This is a genomic window from Salipiger sp. H15 (assembly GCF_040409955.1).
GTDB lineage: Bacteria > Pseudomonadota > Alphaproteobacteria > Rhodobacterales > Rhodobacteraceae > Salipiger.
This window is the reverse complement of the sequence record NZ_CP123386.1, coordinates 174,887-192,724: the sequence shown is the minus strand read 5'-3', so window position 1 is coordinate 192,724 and position 17,838 is coordinate 174,887. Positions and strand designations below refer to the sequence as shown.

The window sequence follows — 17,838 nt, the reverse complement described above, 5'->3', positions numbered from 1 at the left end:
CAAAACAGGGAGTGAGGAACATGAAGATCAAAGGATCGCTGTGCGCCGCGGCGCTGGCACTGGGGCTCGCCCCCGCCGCATTCGCGGAAACGCTGAAGGTCTCGACCTTCTTGCCGCCCAACCACGCGTTCAACCGGATGCTCACGCAATGGGGCGAGGAACTGGCGGCGAAGAGCAACGGCGAGCTGACCGTCGAGCTCTTCCCCTCGGGCCAGCTCGGCCCGGCGCCGCGGCAGTTCGACCTCGCACGCACCGGCGCCGCGGACGTGGCGGTGGTGCTGAGCGGCGCGACCCCGGGGCGCTTCCCGATGGCCGAGCTTGCCGGCCTGCCGCTGACCTACCCGGCCGCGGGCAATGACAGCGCGATCACCTCGCGCCGGCTGACCGAACTGGCGCCGGAATACCTCGCCGAGGAGCACGCCGGCACGCATATCCTGTGGATGGCGGTCACCCCGCCGCTGAAGCTGCACCTCAAGGACGCCGATCCGTCGAACCTGTCGGTCTTCAAGGGCCTGCGCATCCGCTACGCCGGGGCGATCTGGCAGCAGCTGATCGAGGCGCTCGGCGCCGCGCCGGTGCCGGTGCAGCCCGCCGAGACCGGTGACGCGCTGGCCAAGGGCGTGGTGGACGGCACCGCCTTCCCCTTCGAGGCGACCAAGTCCTTCGACCTTGCCCCGGTGCTCGGCTACTCGATCGAGCCCGGCTTCGCCTCGGCCGCCTTCGCCGTGGTCATGGGCGACAAGGCCTATGACCGGCTGAGCCCCGAGCTGCGCAAGCTGGTGGACGAGACCACCGGCCCCGACCGCGCCGAGGCCTTCGGCAAGATGCTCGACGAGGGCGAGGCCGAGGGCCGCGCCTACATGGCGGAGGGCGGCGTGCAGATCGTCAATCTGTCGGACGACCAGCTTGCCACGCTGCGCGCCGATGTCGCCCCGATCGTCGCGGCCACGGTCAAGGCGGTCGACGACGCGGGCAAGCCGGGCTCGGAGTTCCTCTCGGCCTACACGCAATGATCCGGCGCGCCCGGTCCCCGCGCGGGGCCGGGCGCAACGACCCCCTCACTTTACTGGAACTGGACCGAGCATGATGCCCCCGGACCGCCTGACGCGCTTTTTCCATGTCATCGCCTCGCTGGCCGTCGTCGTGATGATGCTGACCGTGGTGGCCGACGTGGTGCTGCGCTTCGTCTTCAACATCCCCGTGCGGGGCGCCTATGACGTGGTCGGTTTCGGGCTGCTGGTCATGGTGTTCTTCGGCATGGCGCCGGTGGTGGCACGGCAGGGCGAGATCCTGATCGACATCGTCGACGGCATGCTGCCCGCGGCGGTGCTGGGCCTGCTGAAGTTGCTGGCCTCGGTGGGCACGCTCGGCTTCCTCGTCTTCCTCGGCTGGTCGATGTTCGGCCCGGCGCATGATGCCTATGTCTACGGCGACCGCTCGCTGGAGCTGGGCGTGCCGCTCTGGACGCTCTGGGCCCTGGCCTTCGCCGGGCTCGCCGGCACCTGCTGGGCGGCGCTGCGCCGGGTGCTCGGGTTCGGGCAGGTGGCGGACGCGGCCCATGCCGCAGAGGTGGAGTCATGAGCGCCTTTGCCCTCGGCCTCACCGGCATCGGTTCGATGTTCCTGCTGCTCTTCCTGCGGCAACCCGTGTGGCTGGCGCTGGCGCTGGTCGGCATCGTCGGGAACCTGCTGCTCAACGATCTTTCCGTCGCGGCGCTGCTTGCCGGGACCGGCACCTTCGACACTGCCTCGAGCTACGGGCTCTCGGTCATCCCGCTTTTCGTGCTGATGGGCGAGGTCGCCTCGGGCTCGCGCATGTCGGCCGAGCTCTTTGCCGCGGCGCGCGTCTTCACCACCGGGGTGCGCGGCGGGCTTTCGATCGCCTCGATCGCCGCCTCGGGCGCCTTCGGGGCGATCTGCGGCTCATCGGTGGCGACCGCCGCCAGCATGACCCGCATCGCCCTGCCCGAGATGCAGAAGGCGGGCTACGAGGACGGCTATGCCGCCGCCTCGGTCGCCGCCGGCGGCTCGCTCGGTATCCTCATCCCGCCCTCGATCATCCTGGTGATCTACGGCTCGATCGCCGAGGCCTCGGTGGCCCGGCTCTTCGCCGCGTCGCTCATCCCCGGCATCGTGCTGATGCTGCTCTACGTCGTGGTCTCGGTGCTGCTGGCGGGCCGCTCGGGCCCCGCGGCGGGGGCCGAGACGGTGACCATGGCCGAGCGCTTCCGTGCGCTGCTGCGGCCCTGGCAGTTCATGCTGCTCTTCCTCGTCTCGATCGGCGGCATCTACGCAGGGGTCTTCAGCCCCAACGAGGCCGCCTCGGTCGGTGCCTTCGGCGCGGTGGTGATCGGCTTCCTGCGTCGCACGCTGGGCGTCGAGGGCTTCATCCGCGCCGTGCAGGCGACGGTGATCATCTCCTGCGCGCTCTTCATGATCATCATCGGCGCCACGATGTTCGCCAATTTCGTCGTGCAGACGCGCCTGCCCGAGAAGCTGCTGGCGCTGGCGCAGGCGGCCGAGCTGTCGCCGGCGCTGGTGATGGCGCTGATCATCCTGCTCTACATCGTCATGGGCTGCTTCCTCGAGGGCATCGGCATGGTGCTGATCACCGTCCCGGTCTTCCTGCCGGTGGTGACCGGCTTCGGCTTCGACCCGATCTGGTTCGGCGTGCTGGTGGCGGTGCTGGTCGAGCTGGGGCTGATCACCCCGCCGGTGGGGATGAACCTCTTCATCATCAAGGCGCAGAGCGCGGCCCTGTCGATGGGGACACTCTACCGGGGCATCCTGCCCTTCCTGATCGCGCCCGTCGTGCTGGTGGTGCTGCTCTTCGCGGTGCCGCAGCTCGCGCTCTGGCTGCCCGGGGTGCTCTACTGATGGCGGCTCGCCCCCGCCGATCCCCGATAGACCTGCCGAAAGACCTGCCCGAAAGACCTGGAGGAAAAGACATGACGCCCGAGTGGGATGTGACCATCGTCGGCTGCGGCCCCGTCGGCGCCTTTGCCGCGAACCTGCTGGGCCGGGCCGGGCTGCGCGTGCTGGTGCTCGACCGCGACGCCGCGCCCTACGCGCTGCCGCGCGCGGTGCATGTCGACCACGAGATGCTGCGCCTGCTGGCGGACGCGGACCTGCTGGCGCCGCTCGAGGACCTGCTGCTGCCCGCCGACGGGCACCTGCACATCGGCGCCGATCATGGCGTGATCCGCTACCTCAGCGCGGCGGGCAAGCCGCGGCCCTTCGGCTATGCCAACGACTACTTCTTCTACCAGCCCGAGCTCGAAGCAGTGCTGCGCGCCGGGCTCGCGCGCTATCCGAACGTGACGCTGCGCCTCCGCTGCGAGGTGACCGGGCTCGAGGTGCTGGGCGATCAGGCCCGGCTGGCGCTGGCCGGGGGCGAGAGCATCAACACGCGCTGGGTGCTCGGCACCGACGGCGCGCGCAGCACGGTGCGCAAGGCGCTTGGCGTGACGCTCGACGACCTCGATTTCGAGGAGCCCTGGCTGGTGGTCGATGCCGAGGTGGACGGGCCGATCTCCTTCCCCGCGCTGTCGGGCGTCGCCGAGGGAGCGAACCTGCAGCGCCTGTCGGTGATGATGTGCGACCCCGCGCGCCCGGCGACCATCGTGCCGGGACGGGGCAACCACCGCCGCTGGGAATTCATGCTGCTGCCCGGCGAGGACGACGCGCAAATGTCGCGGCCCGAGACCGTCGCCGCGCTGGTGGCGCCCTGGGTGCAGGGGGCAGAGCACCGGATCATCCGCGCCGCCACCTACCGCTTCCACGGGCTCGTTGCCACCGACTGGCGCGTCGGGCCGGTGCTGCTGGCCGGGGATGCCGCGCACCAGACGCCGCCCTTCTTCGGCCAGGGCATGTGCCACGGGCTGCGCGACGTCGCCAACCTCGTCTGGAAGCTCGAGCTGGTGCTGGCGGGGAAGGCGGACAGCTCCCTGCTCGACAGTTACCAGACCGAACGCGACGCGCAGGTGCGCCACGTGATCGGCAAGGCGATCGAGGCGGGCAAGTACATCTGCGTGCTCGACCCCGAGGAGGCGACGGCGCGCGACGCGCGGGTCCGCGCGCAACAGGACATCCGCACCGCCGCCGAGCTCATCGCGCCGATCGCGTCCGACCTTGTCGGCGCCGGGGCGGGCGAGCGCTTCATCAACCCGGTGGCGCGCGAGGATGGCGCTCTGCTCGACGCGGTGACCGGCGGAGGCTGGGTGTTGCTGTCGCACGGCGAGGCGGCGCTGAGCGCCGAGGCCGCCGCGGTGCTGGCGCGGCTCGGCGCAAGGCAGCTCGTAATGGACCGCGACGTGGCCGACCCCGAGGGGCATCTCGCTGCGTGGTTGGACGCGCGGGAGGCGGCCCACGTGCTGCTGCGCCCCGATTTCTACACCGCGGCGCTGGCGGCAGGCGCGCCGCAGATGAGCGCCGAGATCACCCGCCTCGGGCGGGCGCTGAGGCTGGCGCAGCCCGCGGCGGCGCAGGCCGCCACCTCGTGACGGCAGGGACAGGGAAGGACATCCATCATGCGTTTCATCAGCTTTGAACACGACGGTCGCGCCAGTTGGGGCCGCGTCGAGGGATCCGAGGTCACCAATCTCGGCGCGCTACCCGGTGCGCCCGCCGATCTGCGCGCGGCGATCGCCGCGGGGGCACTGGCGCTCGACGGCCCGGCCCCGCGGCTGCCGCGCGCTGCAGTCAGGCTGCTGCCGGTGATCCCGAACCCGGGAAAAATTCTCTGCGTCGGGCACAATTACGAGAGCCACCGCAAGGAAACCGGCCGCGCCGAGGTGGCGCACCCGTCGATCTTCACCCGCTTCGCCGACACGCTGGTCGCCGCCGGTGACCCGGTGATCCGCCCCGCCGTCTCGGGCGATCTCGACTACGAGGCGGAGCTGGCGATCGTCATCGGCCGCGGCGGTCGCAACATCCCCGAGGCCGAGGCCATGGAGCATGTCGCGGGCTTCGCCTGCTTCAACGACGCCTCGGTGCGCGACTGGCAGTGGCACACCCGGCAGTTCATCCCGGGCAAGAACTTCCCCGGCACCGCGCCCTTCGGCCCCGAGCTGGTGACCCCGGACGAGATCGCCGACCTGCGCGCCGTGGTGGTCCGCTCGGTGCTCAACGGCGAGGTGATGCAGGAGGCGCCGGTCGCGCACATGATCTTCCCGATCCCGGTGATTATCGCCTATGTCTCGCAGTTCACCCCGCTGGCGCCGGGCGACGTGATCGCCACGGGCACGCCGGGCGGGGTCGGATCGAAGCGCACCCCCCCGGTGTGGATGAAGCCCGGCGACGAGATCGAGGTGCGCATCGACGGCGTCGGCTCGCTGGTCAGCAAGATCGTGGCGGAGGCCTGAGATGGGCGCGGAATTTCCCCTCACCGGCCTGCGCAGCGTCGAGGTCGCGACGCCCGACCTCGCCGCCGCCACCGAGTTCTACACCCGCGTCTGGGGGCTCGACGAGGCTGCGCGCGACGCGGGGAATGTCTGGCTGCGGGCCAGCGGCGGCGATCCCTACGTGCTGCGCCTGACACAGGGCGCGGCGACGTGCGTGATCTCGGTCACCTTTCGCGCCGCGGAGGAAACCGACCTGTCCGCCCTGCGCGACCGGCTGGTCGCGGCGGGGGGCACGGCGGAGGGCGGCATCGCCCGGCTCGCGGACCATGGCGGCGGCACGGGCTTTGCGGTGCGCGATCCCTCGGGGCGGCTCTACCGCGTCGTGCAGGGCGATGCGCTTTCCGTGCCGCTCGAGGCCGCGGGGCGCCAGATGCCGGACCGGCTGGCGCATGTGAACATCAACACCCGTGACCTCGATGCCGACATCCGCTTCTTCGAGGAGGGGCTCGGCTTCACCCTGACCGACCGCTCGAAGATGATGGGCTTCCTGCGCACCAACTCGGACCACCACGCCGTGGTGCTGGCCATTGCCGAGGTGGACACGCTGAACCACGTCGCCTTCAACCACCCGGACTGGGAGGCGGTGATGAAGGCCTCGGGCCGGATGTGCGACGCGGGCTTCGGCATCGGCTGGGGGCCGGGGCGGCACGGGCCGGGGGACAACGTGTTCCTCTATTTCGTCGATCCCTTCGGCATGGTGATCGAGCACACCGCCGAGGTGCTGCAGGTGGACGAGACCTACCGCGTCGGCGGGCCGGAGGACTGGACATGGGCTCCCGGGCGCAGCGACCAGTGGGGCATCGCCCCGCCGAAGACCGAGGCCTGCAAGACGGCGCAGCTGGCCATCCCCTTCCTCTGAGCGCGGAAGGCCGCGCCGCCGCTACAGCGAGGAGAGCGGGATCGGCCGCTGCTCCTCGATCGCCTCCATGGCGAAATAGGAGGTCACCGTCTCGAGCTCGACCTTCGCGATGAGCTGCTTGTAGCACTCGTCGTAGCTGGCCATGTCGCGGGTGACGATCTTCAGCAGGTAGTCGTACTCGCCGCCGATGCGGAAGAAGTCGACCACGTCCTTGATCGTCGAGACATGCTTGCGGAACTGGTCGAGCCAGCTGACCGAGTGATGGCGCGTGCGGATCATCACGAAGACGACCAGCCCGGCCCCCAGCCGCTCGCGGTCGAGCAGCACCGTGTAGTTGCGGATCACCCCGGCCGCCTCGAGCGCCTTGAGGCGGCGCCAGCAGGCGTTCTGCGACAGGCCCACCCGATCGGAAAGCGCCCGCTGCGACTGCGACGCGTCGCGCTGGAGTTCCTCGAGGATGCGACAATCGATCTGATCGAGCTTGTGGGTCATAGTTCGATCATATGAACGAATTCGGCGCTCACAAAGGTTAAAATATGTGGTGAATTTCCAAATCTGTTGGTCAAGTATCAACCAACGAGTTTTACCGAGGTTGCAGAGGGTGAATGACCCGGATGCCGGATCAGGAAAAGGCCGGAAGTGCCTTGCAGGACGCGGAAATTCCCGGCCGCACGCGGTCCCGTCGCCTTTGCCCAAAGAACAGGCGTTCGCGCTGCAACACCGGCCTATGGCGCGGCAGGCTGGAAATTTTCCGGCATGTCTGATGCAATCGGGGAAATCACCGAACGGGGTCGTTGCCGGAATGTCGCATGATATCGCCGGGGGATCATCCCTCGCTTGCACGGCCCCTCCATCCCGGATCTACCTCTGCCAATCGCATTGGGGCCACATGACATGATCGCTCGGAACTCTCCTCTTAGGCACCGCGACTTCCGCCACCTCTTCGCCGCGCAGATCCTGTCGCTGGTCGGGGTGGGGGTGATGACCGTGTCGCTTTCGCTGACCGCCTTCGAGGCCGGCGGCACCGAGGCGGGGGGCACCATCCTCGGGGGCATCCTCGCGCTCAAGATGATCGCCTACGTGCTGATCGCGCCGCTGGCCGAGACGGTGCTGTCGCGCCGCCCGCGCCGGGCCACGCTGGTGACCATCGACATCCTGCGCCTCGGCATGGTCGCGCTCATGGGCTTTGCCTTCTCGAGCTGGCAGATCGCGGCGCTGGCCTTCGTCTTCTTCGCCATCTCCTCGGGCTTCACGCCGCTCTTCCAGTCGGTGCTGCCGGACCTGCTCGAGGACGAGGACAGCTATTCCCGGGCGCTGGCGCTGTCGCGCATCGCCTACACGCTGGAATCGATCCTCAGCCCGATCATCGCGGCGACGGCGCTGAAGGTGATCACGGCGGACGGGCTCTTCTTCCTCGCGTCGAGCTGCTTCCTCGGCTCGGCGGTCTTCCTCTTCACCACGCGCTTCCCGGCGGGCTACGCGCCGCGCAAGGCGCCCTTCCTCGAGCGGGTCTCGAAGGGGATGCGCATCTACGCGCTGACGCCGCGGCTGCGCGGGCTCTTCATGCTGAACTTTGCGCTGTCGCTGTCGATGGCCTGGGTGCTGGTCAACACGGTGGTCTTCGCCGGCGGCCGCCTCGGCGATGCCGAGCATTACTACACGCTGCTGATGACCTGCTACGGGGCGGGGGCCGCGCTTGGCGCGACGACCGTGCCGCGCCTCGTCCGGCACCTCGGCGAGCGCCGCTGCATGGCCGCGGGCGCGTTCCTCTTCGCCGGACTCGGCCTCGTGCTCAGCCTTGTGCCGGGCCTGCCGGTGCCGGGGCTGATGCCGCTCTGGGGGGCCTTCGGGCTGGCCTCGTCGCTGGTGCTGACCCCGGGCGGGCTGGTGCTGGCGCGCTCGGCCCGGCGCGACGACCGCCCGGCGGTCTTTGCGGCGCAGTTCTCGCTCAGCCACGCCGGCTGGCTGCTGGCCTATCCGCTGGCGGGCTGGCTCGGTGCGGCGATCGCCCCGGAGCATGCCATGGGCGTGCTGGCGCTGGCGACGATCGGCGCGACGCTGCTGGCGCTGCGCATCTGGCCCGCCGAGGACCCGCTCGCGAAGCCGCACAGCCATCCCGAGCTGCCGGCGGACCACCCGCACCTTCGGGACCACCCGGCGCTCGGCGACGGGCACCGGCACGAGCACGATTTCCACATCGACGAGCTGCACCGGCACTGGCCGCAGCGCGCCTGATCCACGCATTTCAGACCACAGGGACAGAACCATGACCGAACTCGCCACCCCGGCCATCGACGGACAGGGCCTCGCCGCCCTCGAGGCGCGGCTGCAGGAGGACCTCGCGTTCCTCTGCTACCCGGGAAAGTCCTGGGTCCCGGCCCGCGAGGTGAACGGCGAAAAGGTCCATGACGTGGTGATCATCGGCGCGGGCATGTGCGGGCTGGTTTCGTGGCTGGCGCTGCGCACCGGCGGCATCGACAACGTCCGGGTGCTCGACCGCAGCCCGGCGGGGCTCGAGGGGCCCTGGCTCAACTACGCGCGCATGGTCACGCTGCGCTCGCCGAAGACGCTGACCGGCCCCGCCTTCGGCCTTGGCGCGCTCACCTTCCAGGCGTGGTTCCGCGCGCAGTTCGGCGCCGAGGCGTGGGACAGGCTCGACAAGATCCCGCGTCCGCAGTGGATGGACTACCTGCGCTGGTACCGCAAGGCGCTGGACGTGCCGGTCGAGAACGGGGTGAGCGTCGACCGCGTCGAGCCCGAGGGCGAGCTGCTGCGGCTGCACCTCAGCGGCGCGCCCGAGGCCTCGATCCTGACCCGCAAGCTGATCTCGGCCACCGGCCGCGACGGCACCGGCAAGCCCAACATCCCCGGCTTCATGGCCGCACTGCCGCGCAAGCTCTGGGCGCACAGCGCCGACGACATCGACTTCGGCGCGCTGAAGGGCCGCAAGGTCGCGGTGATCGGGGTGGGAGCGTCCGCCGTCGACAACTCCGCCGAGGCGCTGGAACACGGCGCCGCCGAGGTCCGCCACCTGATCCGCCGCAAGGAGATGCCGACGATCAACAAGATGATGGGCATCGGCTCCTACGGCTTCACCTGCGGCTATGCCGAGCTGCCGGACGCATGGCGTTGGCGCTTCATGCAGTACAGCTTCGCCACCCAGACCCCGCCGCCGCATGGCTCGACCCTGCGGGTGAGCCGTCATCCCAACGCGCATTTCCACTTCGGCAAGGCCACGGTCTCGGTCGAGGATGTCGGCGATCAGGTGAAGATCAGCTTCGCCGACGGCAGCAGCTACACCGCCGATTTCCTGATCCTCGGCACCGGCTTCGTCACCGATCCCGAGATGCGCCGCGAATTCGGCGAGGCGGCCAACGCGATCCAGCTCTGGCACGACGTCTACACGCCGCCCGAGGGCGAGAAGAGCGCCGATCTCGGCCGCTTCCCCTATCTCAACCCCGATTTCACCTTCCGCGAGAAGGTGCCCGGCACCGCGCCCTGGCTCGGCAACGTCTACTGCTTCAACTACGGCGCCACCGCCAGCCTCGGCAAGGTCAGCGGCGACATCCCCGGCGTCTCGGAAGGGGCGGCGTGGCTGGCGCGCGAGCTCTGCGCGAAGCTCTACGCCGAGGATGTGGCCACGCACTGGCAGATCCTGCAGGATTACCGGACGCCGGAGCTGACCGGCGAGGAATGGACGCCCAGCGAACTGCCGGGCGAAGACAAGACGACCAAAGGACTTGTGGCATGAGTGACCTCTCGACCCTGACCAGCATCGCCATGGGCGGTGTGACGGAAGGAGGCCCCGCCGCCGCCGCGGCAGCGCTGCGCGGCAACATCATGGAAATGACCCAGACCGCCGAGGAGGCGGTGCTCGCCCCCGCCGATTGCGGCGCCTGGCCCGCCGACCTGCGCGCGGCGCTGGCCGCCCGTATCGCGCGACTGAACGGCGAGGAGGCGACCGGGCTGCGCTACGCCGCGCGCATGGCGGGCGCGGACTATGCCGCGTTGGCCGATCCCTCGGAGGACGGGGCCGCGCTGGGTCTGGCGCGCGTCGTCGCCTTCATGGATTCCGTCGCCATGCTGCCGCGCGACGTGACGGCCGAGGAGATCTCGGCCCTGCTCGGCGCGGGCGTCTCCGATGCCGACATCGTGCGGCTCTGCGAGCTCAACGCCTTCCTGGCCTACCAGCTGCGGCTGATCGCGGGACTCAGGCTTATGACGGGAGCGGGCGCATGAGCAAGGTCATCCACAAGTTCACCCGCAACGTGCCGCACTGGCAGCCGCGCGTGACCCCGGTCCGGCTCGACGAGGCGACGCCGGATCAGCTCGAGGCGCTGCAGGTCACGCCGTCGAACACCAAGGTCTCGGACTACGTGCTGACGCTGGCGCATGACGTCGAGAGCCTGAAGGTGCGCTCGCCGCTCTTCAACGCGATCATGTACGACAAGGACGGGCTCAGCCGCGCCGAGCGCGAGGTCGGTGCGCTGGCCGCTTCGATGGTCAACCGCTGCATCTACTGCGCCGCCGTGCACGCCTCGCGCCACGCACAGATCCTCAAGGACACCACGGTCACCGACGAGCTCTTCCTGAAGGGCGAGAAGGCCGATCTCGGCCCGCGCGACCGTGCCATCTTCGATTTCGCCCGCAAGCTCTCGGCGGCGCCCTCCGAGGCCACGGCCGAGGACATGGCGGCGCTGAAGGCAGCCGGGCTCGACGAGGCCGAGATCCTCGACCTCATCCTGTCGACCGCGCTCTTCGGCTGGGCCAACCGGCTGATGCACATCCTCGGCGATCCGGTGCGCAAGGAGGTGGACGCATGAGCCTTTCGGTCGGAATCGCCGGGGCGGGGAGCATCGCCTTTGGCACCGCCGCCGTGCTGGAAAGCCGCGGCCACAGGACCGCGCTCTGGTCGCCCTCGGGCACCGGCACCGACGGGCTGGGGCAGGGGCTGACCGCCTCCGGCGCGCTCTCGGGTGTCTTCCACCCCGAGGTGGCGGGCAGCGCCGAGGCACTGGTCACGGGCCGCGACGTGGTGCTGATCGCCGTACCGGGCTACGGGCACAAGGCGGTGATGGACGCCATCGCGCCGCATCTTAGCGCGGGCCAGCAGGTGATCGTCTCGTCCCATGCCTCCTTCGGCGCGGTGTACCTGTCGGAGCTGCTGGCCGCGCGCGGCCTCACGCTGCCGGTCACCGCCTGGGGCACCACGGCGCTCACCGGGCGCCGCACCGGGCCCGCGGCGTGCAACGTCAACACCATCCGCGCCAAGATCGACATGTGCACCGTGCCCGCCTCAGCGCAGGACGGCGCGCTCGAGACCTGCCGGACGCTCTTCGGCGATGTCTTCGTGGCGCGCGACGGGCTGCTGGCCATCGCGCTCTCGAACCTCAACCCGCAGAACCACATGGGCATCGCGCTCGGCAACATGACCCGCATGGAACACGGCGAGACATGGTCGCAGGCCGGCAACGTCACGCCCAACGTCGGCCGCCTGATGGAGGCGCTGGACGAGGAACGGCTGAACATCGCGCGGGCGCTGGGGCTCAGCGTGAAGACCATCTTCGAGCATTACCACCAGAGCTACCACGTGCCCGTCGCCTCGATCCACGAGATGAACGCGGCGCTGGTCGAGGCGGGCACCGGCGGGCAGGGCCCCGCGACCGCCGACAGCCGCTACGTGACCGAGGACGTGCCCTACGGCCTCGTGCCGACGGTGGTGCTGGGCGATCTCATCGGCCTGCCGGCCGAGCTGCACCGCTCGGGGGTCAAGCTGTTCTCGGCCATGTACGGCCGCGATTTCGAAGAGGAAAACGAGCTGCTCGCCGCGCTGCCGCTGGCCGAGCTGAGCCTCGACCAGATGCGGGAGGTTGCCCTGTCGGGGCGGCTTCCCGGCCCGGAGACGCTCCGGGCCAGCGCCGGCTGACGAGCCGGCGCATCGCTCGAGACGCCGGCCGACGGGCCGGCGCCTACCGCAACCAGACGGGCCTCAAAGACCCGCATTCTCCCAACTAGGAGCGAACGACATGTCGAAACTCATCCTGAACCGCCGCCGCTTCATGGGCACCGCGGCCGTCACCGCCGGCACCCTCGCCAGCCCCGTCTACCTGCGCCGCGCCTATGCGCAGGGCGGCGAGGTCAACATCTGGACCTACACCGACTTCATCCCCGAGGACTTCAAGACCCAGTTCCAGGACGAGACCGGCATCAAGGTGAACATCCGCCTCGTCGATGACCAGGGCAAGCAGTTCAACCTGCTGGCCGCCGAGGCGCCGAACCCGACCGTGGACATCCTCACCGTCGCCGGCCACCGCTTCCTGCAGTTCATCTCCTCGGACCTGCTGTCGCCGCTCGACACCGACCGCCTGACCAACTGGGGCACGATCAACCCGATCTACTCGGAGAGCGACTGGTCGACGATCAACGGCAACAAGTGGGGCGCGCCGATCCTGTCGGGCATGGAAGTGCTGGCCTACAACACCGAGATGGTCTCGGAAGAGGACACCAAGTCCTGGGAGCCGTTCTTCTCGGACAAGTTCGCCGGCCAGACCGCCTACGTGCTGCAGGACATGATGTCGATCGTCATGCTGATGAAGGGCTACGACGGCAACATGGTCGAGTATCTCAACGATCCCGAGAAGGCCGCCGCCATCGTCGCCGAGGCGCGGGACTTCCTGATCGAGAAGAAGCCGCTGGCGCGCAAGTACTACGACGGCGGCGCCGAGGTGCAGCAGATGTTCGTCAACCAGGACATCACCATGGCCTGCGCCTGGAACGGCCCGATCGCCGCGCTGATGGCCGAAGGCTTCCCGGTGGCGATGACCATCCCCAAGGAAGGCAGCTACGGCTTCGTCTACACCTACAACATCGCCAACAACGCGCCGAACATGGACAATGCCTACACCTTCCTCAACGCCGTGCTGGCCTCGCCCGAGGTCGGTGCCGCGATGACCAAGGCGTCGGGCTTCATCTCGACCTTCAAGGGCGCCGATGAATACCTGAGCGACGCCGAGAAGGCCGCGACCTCCTTCTCCGAGGAAGAGCTGGCGGGCATGAAGTTCTTCCGCTCCGAGGCGAACGAGATGAAGTACGGCCTCGTCGATCCGGCCGTCGAAGCCATCAAGGCCGCCTGAGCACAAGCACAGGGGCTGCGGGGGCAGGACAGGGCCGCCGCAGCCCGACGCACGCGCTTTCGTGCAGAGAGGAAACGCCATGACCAACAACGCCGTCGACGCAGGGGCGCGCCGCTCCGCCGCGGCGGGAGACGCAGCCGACCGCCGCCCGTTCTGGGGCAGGCTGGTCAACTGGGCGCCCTACCAGGCGCTCGTCGCGCTGCTCTTCGCTTCCCCCCGCAGGCAGTTCGTGCTGCTGGCGGTGCTGCCGGTGATCTGGATCGTCACGCAGCACCTCGGACCCATGCTGCAGATGCTGCAGGTCAGCCTGCTGGACGCCTATCCCATCGCTCCGGGGCAGGAAAACCATTACACGCTGGCCAATTACGCGCGCTTCTTCAGCGAGAGCGTGTTCATGATGCCGTTCCTGCGGACGATCACCTACTCGGCGGTGCTGACGGTGGTGACGATGCTCATCACCTACCCGGTCGCCTACTATCTCGCGCGGCACGTCAAGCGCGACCACCAGCTGGCGCTGCTCCTGCTGCTGCTGATCCCGTTCTGGACCGGCGAGATCGTGCGGACCTACGCGATCATGATCCTGCTCGGCAACAACGGCGCCATCAACCTCGCGCTGAAAACGCTGGGGCTGATCGACCGGCCGATCCCCTTCATGTACACCGGCTTCTCGGTGAGCGTGGGCCTGATCTACCTCACCGCGCTCTACATGCTGCTGCCGCTCTACTCGGCGCTCGAGAAGCTGCCGAGGAACCTCTCCGAGGCGGGGGCCGACCTCGGCGCGGGGGCCTGGACGCGGTTCCGCCGCATCACCCTGCCGCTGACGCTCGAGGGGATCGGCTCGGGCTGCACGCTCGTCTTCCTCATCTCCACCGGTTACTACGGCACCCCGGTGCTGCTCGGCGGGCCCAACACCACGGTCTTTGCCGAGACCATCGCGGGCTTCTTCCACGTCGCGGGGGACCAGTGGCCCACGGGCGCGGCCTTTGCCGTCATCATGTTCTTCGCCGCGCTGGTGCTGACCGGGGTGTTCGCCCGCTTCATCTCGGCGCTCCGCAAGGGAGACAGCAAATGACCCGCTCCGGCCGTGTCTGGCTTTCCGTCTTCTTCTGGGCCTTCGTGGTCTACCTCTTCGTGCCGCTGCTGCTGATGATCCTCATGGGGTTCAAGGACAGCAAGTTCATCGGCTTCCCGATCAAGAGCTGGACGCTCGACTGGTATCTCGGCGTCTTCGACGACGGAACGGTGCTGTCGAGCTTCGTCTACTCGCTGATCATCGCGGTCTGCTCGACCGTGGTCTCGGTGGTCATGGGCACCTGGCTCGCGGTGCTGCTGAGCGGGCGCAAGTTCGCCGGGCGCTTCGCGGTCTACGCGCTGACCATCCTGCCGGCGCTGGTGCCGGGGATCATCTCGGCCATCGCCTTCCGCGTCTACGCGCGCCAGCTCGGCATCGAGCCGGGCGGCTTCGCCATCATGTGGTCGCACGCGGTGCACAACGTGCCCTTCGTTGCGCTGGTGGTGATGGCGCGGCTCTCGACCCTGCCAAGGAGCCTTGGCGAGGCGGCGCGCGACCTCGGGGCGGATCCCTTCGTCACCTTCACCCGCGTGACGCTGCCTTACCTCATGCCCGCGATCATCGGCGCCTCGATCTTCTGCCTGCTGCTGAGCTTCGACGACTTCGTCCGCTCGTTCTTCCTCGGCTCCTACGACCCGACGCTGCCGGTGCTGATCTTCGCCAAGCTGCGCTCGGGCATGTCGCCGGAAATCAACGCAATCTCCACCGTGGTGCTGATCCTGACCGCGGTGCTGGGGGTCTGGGCCGAACGCTCCAGCCGCCGCATGAACAGGGAGCACTGACATGCTGTCCGACAAGGAACCCATCGTCCGCCTCGAGGGCGTGTCCAAGGCCTACGGCAAGTCGCAGGCGCTGCACCCGCTGGATCTCTCGATCGCCCCGGGCGAGTTCGTCACCTTCCTCGGCCCGTCGGGCTGCGGCAAGTCGACGACGCTGCGCATCCTCGGCGGTTTCGAGAAGACCGACACCGGGCGCATCATCCTCGAGGGCCAGGACGTCACCGCGCAGCCGCCGGAGAAGCGCAAGGTCAACATGGTCTTCCAGGACTACGCGCTGTTCCCGCACATGACCGTGGCGCAGAACATCTCCTTCGGGCTGGAGCTGAAGGGGCTCGGCAAGGCCGAGATCAAGCGCCGTCTCGACGAGGTGATGAGCTTCCTCGAGCTGATGCCCTTTGCCGACCGCTACGCCTCGCAGCTCTCGGGCGGCCAGCGTCAGCGGGTGGCGCTGGCCCGGGCGCTCGCGCCCGATCCCGCGCTGCTGCTGCTCGACGAGCCGCTCGGTGCGCTCGACGCCAAGCTGCGCGCGCAGGTGCAGATGGAGCTGAAGTCGATCCAGCGCCGCACCGACAAGACGTTCCTCTTCGTGACCCACGACCAGGACGAGGCGCTCACCATGTCCGACCGGATCGTGGTGATGAACGGCGGCCGGATCGAGCAGGACGGCACGCCCGAGGACCTCTACTTCCGTCCCGAGACGCGCTTCGTGGCCGAGTTCATCGGCGCCACCAACCTGCTCGACGGAACGGTGCGCGGCGTGGACCGCGCGTCCGAGGAGGTGGTCGTCGACTGGCGCGGCATCGAGCTGCGCGGCCGCGCCCCGGCCGGCGTGCCCGCCACCGGGCAGGAGGTCAGCGCCTCGCTGCGGCTCGAGAAGATCGCGCTGGCGGCGGAGAAGCCGCTCACCGGCAATGCGGTGCAGGGGCGGATCGTCGAGAAGACCTTCCTCGGCAGCCGCGTGGCGGTCGACATCGTGGTGGAGGAGGCGGGCGCGGCGCGGCTGCGGGCCTATGCCGACACCGACACCACCGCGAAGCTCGGCGACGCGCCGGTCTGGCTGGGCTGGGACAGCGCGAGCCTGTCCGTGCTCCGCCAGTGACCGCGCCCGTCACTCGATGAGGTCAGGCCCGGTCCGAGGACCGGGCCTTTCCGTTTGCGCTTGGGGGTAGAGCGGGCCGGGAGCGGTGAGAGGTGAGCCGTGTCAGGCGGTGGCCGGCTCGGGCGCGAGGTCGATGATCGCGCCGGAGGGTGCGTCGCCGTCCGTGTCGACGACCCGCAGCACCGCCTCGGCCAGCGCCCGAGGATCGCCCGCGCCTTGCAGGGCGAGGCAGCGGATGCCGGGCTCCTGCCACTCCACCGCGAGATTGCGCCACATCTGCACCAGTGCCGCCTGCGAGGCGCGCAGCCCGTATTGCGCCGGGCCGTGGAAGCGCCCGGTGCGCCCGGCGGGATCGACCAGCGCCACGGCCAGCGGCTCCGCGGCGGCGGCGAGATTGGGCGCCAGCAGCGCGGCAAGGCTCAGCGGCGCGAAGGTGTTCTCGAGCATCATGCGCTCGAAGCCGGCGGCGGTGACACGCTCGATCGGCAGGGCGGTCTCCTCGCGCAGCACGTGGGTGAAGATCGCGACGTCGATCACCCGCCCGCTGAGGCGCAGCGCGATGTCGCGAGCGCTGGCATCCGAAGCGGGATCGTAGCGCAGCTCCGACACGTCGGGCCCGAGCGTGGCGAAATCAGCGGCGGCGAAGGGGCGGGGGTTGGCCGCCAGCACGGCCCAGCCCCGGCGGGCGAAGGCATGGGCGAGGGCAAGGCCGGGTCCGGCATGGGCGCCGGTGATCAGGACGGTGGGCATGTCTGTCTCCTTATCTTTCGGCAACCGGGCTCACCACGGCACGTCGAGGCCGTCGTAGCCGATGATCCGCCCGGCATCGGCGGCGGTGATCCCTTCGACCACCTGCCGCATCCCGGCGACGCTCTCCTGCACGGGAATGCCGCGCCCCTCGGTCATGTCGGTGGCGACCATGCCGGGGCGCAGCAGCAGGCAGGTGATCCCCTCGGGGCGCCATTCGTCGGCAAGCCCGACCCAGGCCGCGTTCAGCGCCGCCTTCGAGGCCCGGTAGCCGTATTGCGTGCCCCAGTCATTGGCCGAGATCGACGACATGAGGCTCGACATGGCGCAGCAGGTCCTGCGCTCCGAGGCGGCGATGTTCGGTTTCAGCGCGCGCGCCAGTGCCAGCGGGCCCCAGGTGTTGGTGCGGATGGTCCGCGTGAAGTCAGCGCGGGTCACCTCGGCGGGACCGGCCTCGAGGTTGATGGCGATGCCGGCGTTGGCGATCAGCACATCGATCGGCGTGCCGTCCAGCATCTCCTTCAGCGCGGTGATCGAGCGCTCGTCATCCGCTTCGAGCGGCAGCACCCGCGCGCCGGTCTCGGCCAGCGCGGCGGCGGTCTGCGGTTGGCGGGCGGTGCCGATCACCTCCCAGCCCGCGGCGGCGAACTGCCGGGCAAGCTCCAGCCCGATCCCGCGATTCGCCCCTGACACAAGCAATCTGGGCATGTCGTTCTCCTTGGAGTTCCAATGGTCGACAATTGGAATG

Annotated in this window: 18 protein-coding genes; 15 read left to right on the top strand and 3 right to left on the bottom strand. The window is 69.4% G+C overall.

Annotated elements, in window-relative coordinates; translation table 11 throughout:
• Window positions 1-20 precede the first annotated feature (20 nt).
• The 6 genes from PVT71_RS23465 to PVT71_RS23440 all read left to right on the top strand — a co-directional run bounded on the left by PVT71_RS23465 (window position 21) and on the right by PVT71_RS23440 (window position 6,260).
• The gene (locus tag PVT71_RS23465) at window positions 21-1,013 is read left to right on the top strand and encodes a TRAP transporter substrate-binding protein (protein WP_353475938.1); all 993 of its coding nucleotides are present in this window, start codon (window positions 21-23) and stop codon (window positions 1,011-1,013) included.
• Window positions 1,014-1,083: 70 nt separating this feature from the next.
• Entirely contained in the window at window positions 1,084-1,581 is a 498-nt protein-coding gene (locus PVT71_RS23460; RefSeq protein WP_353475937.1) for a TRAP transporter small permease, read from the top strand.
• Window positions 1,578-2,876 carry a TRAP transporter large permease gene (locus tag PVT71_RS23455; protein ID WP_353475936.1) on the top strand — a complete coding sequence of 433 codons (1,299 nt, stop codon included), beginning with the start codon at window positions 1,578-1,580 and terminating at the stop codon, window positions 2,874-2,876. Before PVT71_RS23460 ends, PVT71_RS23455 begins: the two co-directional genes overlap by 4 nt.
• A 71-nt stretch (window positions 2,877-2,947) precedes the next feature.
• Complete coding sequence (locus PVT71_RS23450) at window positions 2,948-4,501, top strand: bifunctional 3-(3-hydroxy-phenyl)propionate/3-hydroxycinnamic acid hydroxylase (RefSeq protein WP_353475935.1); 1,554 nt, start codon at window positions 2,948-2,950, stop codon at window positions 4,499-4,501.
• A 27-nt stretch (window positions 4,502-4,528) separates the two neighbouring features.
• A complete protein-coding gene (locus PVT71_RS23445) occupies window positions 4,529-5,362 on the top strand; it encodes a fumarylacetoacetate hydrolase family protein (RefSeq protein WP_353475934.1) in 834 nt (277 codons plus the stop codon).
• 1 nt (window position 5,363) lies between these two features.
• Complete coding sequence (locus PVT71_RS23440; RefSeq protein ID WP_353475933.1) at window positions 5,364-6,260, top strand: VOC family protein; 897 nt, start codon at window positions 5,364-5,366, stop codon at window positions 6,258-6,260.
• A 21-nt stretch (window positions 6,261-6,281) separates the two neighbouring features.
• On the opposite strand, the gene PVT71_RS23435 is transcribed toward PVT71_RS23440, so the two are convergent.
• Window positions 6,282-6,752: an Lrp/AsnC family transcriptional regulator gene (locus tag PVT71_RS23435; protein WP_353475932.1), complete on the bottom strand. Its 471-nt coding sequence runs from the start codon at window positions 6,750-6,752 to the stop codon at window positions 6,282-6,284.
• A 402-nt stretch (window positions 6,753-7,154) separates the two neighbouring features.
• Between PVT71_RS23435 and PVT71_RS23430 the strand changes: the two genes are divergently transcribed.
• From PVT71_RS23430 to PVT71_RS23390, 9 genes are all read left to right on the top strand, one after another.
• The gene (locus PVT71_RS23430) at window positions 7,155-8,495 is read left to right on the top strand and encodes an MFS transporter (protein WP_353475931.1); all 1,341 of its coding nucleotides are present in this window, start codon (window positions 7,155-7,157) and stop codon (window positions 8,493-8,495) included.
• Window positions 8,496-8,526: 31 nt separating this feature from the next.
• Window positions 8,527-10,011 (top strand): NAD(P)/FAD-dependent oxidoreductase, encoded by a 1,485-nt coding sequence (locus PVT71_RS23425; protein ID WP_353475930.1) that lies wholly within the window; start codon window positions 8,527-8,529, stop codon window positions 10,009-10,011.
• Window positions 10,008-10,499 carry a hypothetical protein gene (locus PVT71_RS23420; RefSeq protein WP_353475929.1) on the top strand — a complete coding sequence of 164 codons (492 nt, stop codon included), beginning with the start codon at window positions 10,008-10,010 and terminating at the stop codon, window positions 10,497-10,499. The genes PVT71_RS23425 and PVT71_RS23420 overlap by 4 nt, the downstream gene beginning before the upstream one ends.
• The gene (locus PVT71_RS23415; RefSeq protein WP_353475928.1) at window positions 10,496-11,083 is read left to right on the top strand and encodes a peroxidase-related enzyme; all 588 of its coding nucleotides are present in this window, start codon (window positions 10,496-10,498) and stop codon (window positions 11,081-11,083) included. Before PVT71_RS23420 ends, PVT71_RS23415 begins: the two co-directional genes overlap by 4 nt.
• Complete coding sequence (locus tag PVT71_RS23410) at window positions 11,080-12,186, top strand: NAD/NADP octopine/nopaline dehydrogenase family protein (protein ID WP_353475927.1); 1,107 nt, start codon at window positions 11,080-11,082, stop codon at window positions 12,184-12,186. Before PVT71_RS23415 ends, PVT71_RS23410 begins: the two co-directional genes overlap by 4 nt.
• A 100-nt stretch (window positions 12,187-12,286) precedes the next feature.
• Window positions 12,287-13,393, top strand: coding sequence for an extracellular solute-binding protein (locus PVT71_RS23405; RefSeq protein WP_353475926.1), 1,107 nt, complete (start codon window positions 12,287-12,289; stop codon window positions 13,391-13,393).
• A gap of 79 nt (window positions 13,394-13,472) precedes the next feature.
• The gene (locus PVT71_RS23400) at window positions 13,473-14,465 is read left to right on the top strand and encodes an ABC transporter permease (RefSeq protein ID WP_353475925.1); all 993 of its coding nucleotides are present in this window, start codon (window positions 13,473-13,475) and stop codon (window positions 14,463-14,465) included.
• The gene (locus PVT71_RS23395; RefSeq protein ID WP_353475924.1) at window positions 14,462-15,247 is read left to right on the top strand and encodes an ABC transporter permease; all 786 of its coding nucleotides are present in this window, start codon (window positions 14,462-14,464) and stop codon (window positions 15,245-15,247) included. Before PVT71_RS23400 ends, PVT71_RS23395 begins: the two co-directional genes overlap by 4 nt.
• Window position 15,248: 1 nt before the next feature.
• On the top strand, window positions 15,249-16,343 hold the full coding sequence (locus PVT71_RS23390) for an ABC transporter ATP-binding protein (RefSeq protein WP_353475923.1): 1,095 nt from the start codon (window positions 15,249-15,251) through the stop codon (window positions 16,341-16,343).
• Window positions 16,344-16,445: 102 nt separating this feature from the next.
• Here PVT71_RS23390 and PVT71_RS23385 read toward each other — a convergent pair whose 3' ends face one another.
• Window positions 16,446-17,093 carry an SDR family NAD(P)-dependent oxidoreductase gene (locus PVT71_RS23385; RefSeq protein WP_353475922.1) on the bottom strand — a complete coding sequence of 216 codons (648 nt, stop codon included), beginning with the start codon at window positions 17,091-17,093 and terminating at the stop codon, window positions 16,446-16,448.
• Window positions 17,094-17,123: 30 nt separating this feature from the next.
• Window positions 17,124-17,798: an SDR family oxidoreductase gene (locus PVT71_RS23380; protein ID WP_353475921.1), complete on the bottom strand. Its 675-nt coding sequence runs from the start codon at window positions 17,796-17,798 to the stop codon at window positions 17,124-17,126.
• Window positions 17,799-17,838 lie beyond the last annotated feature (40 nt).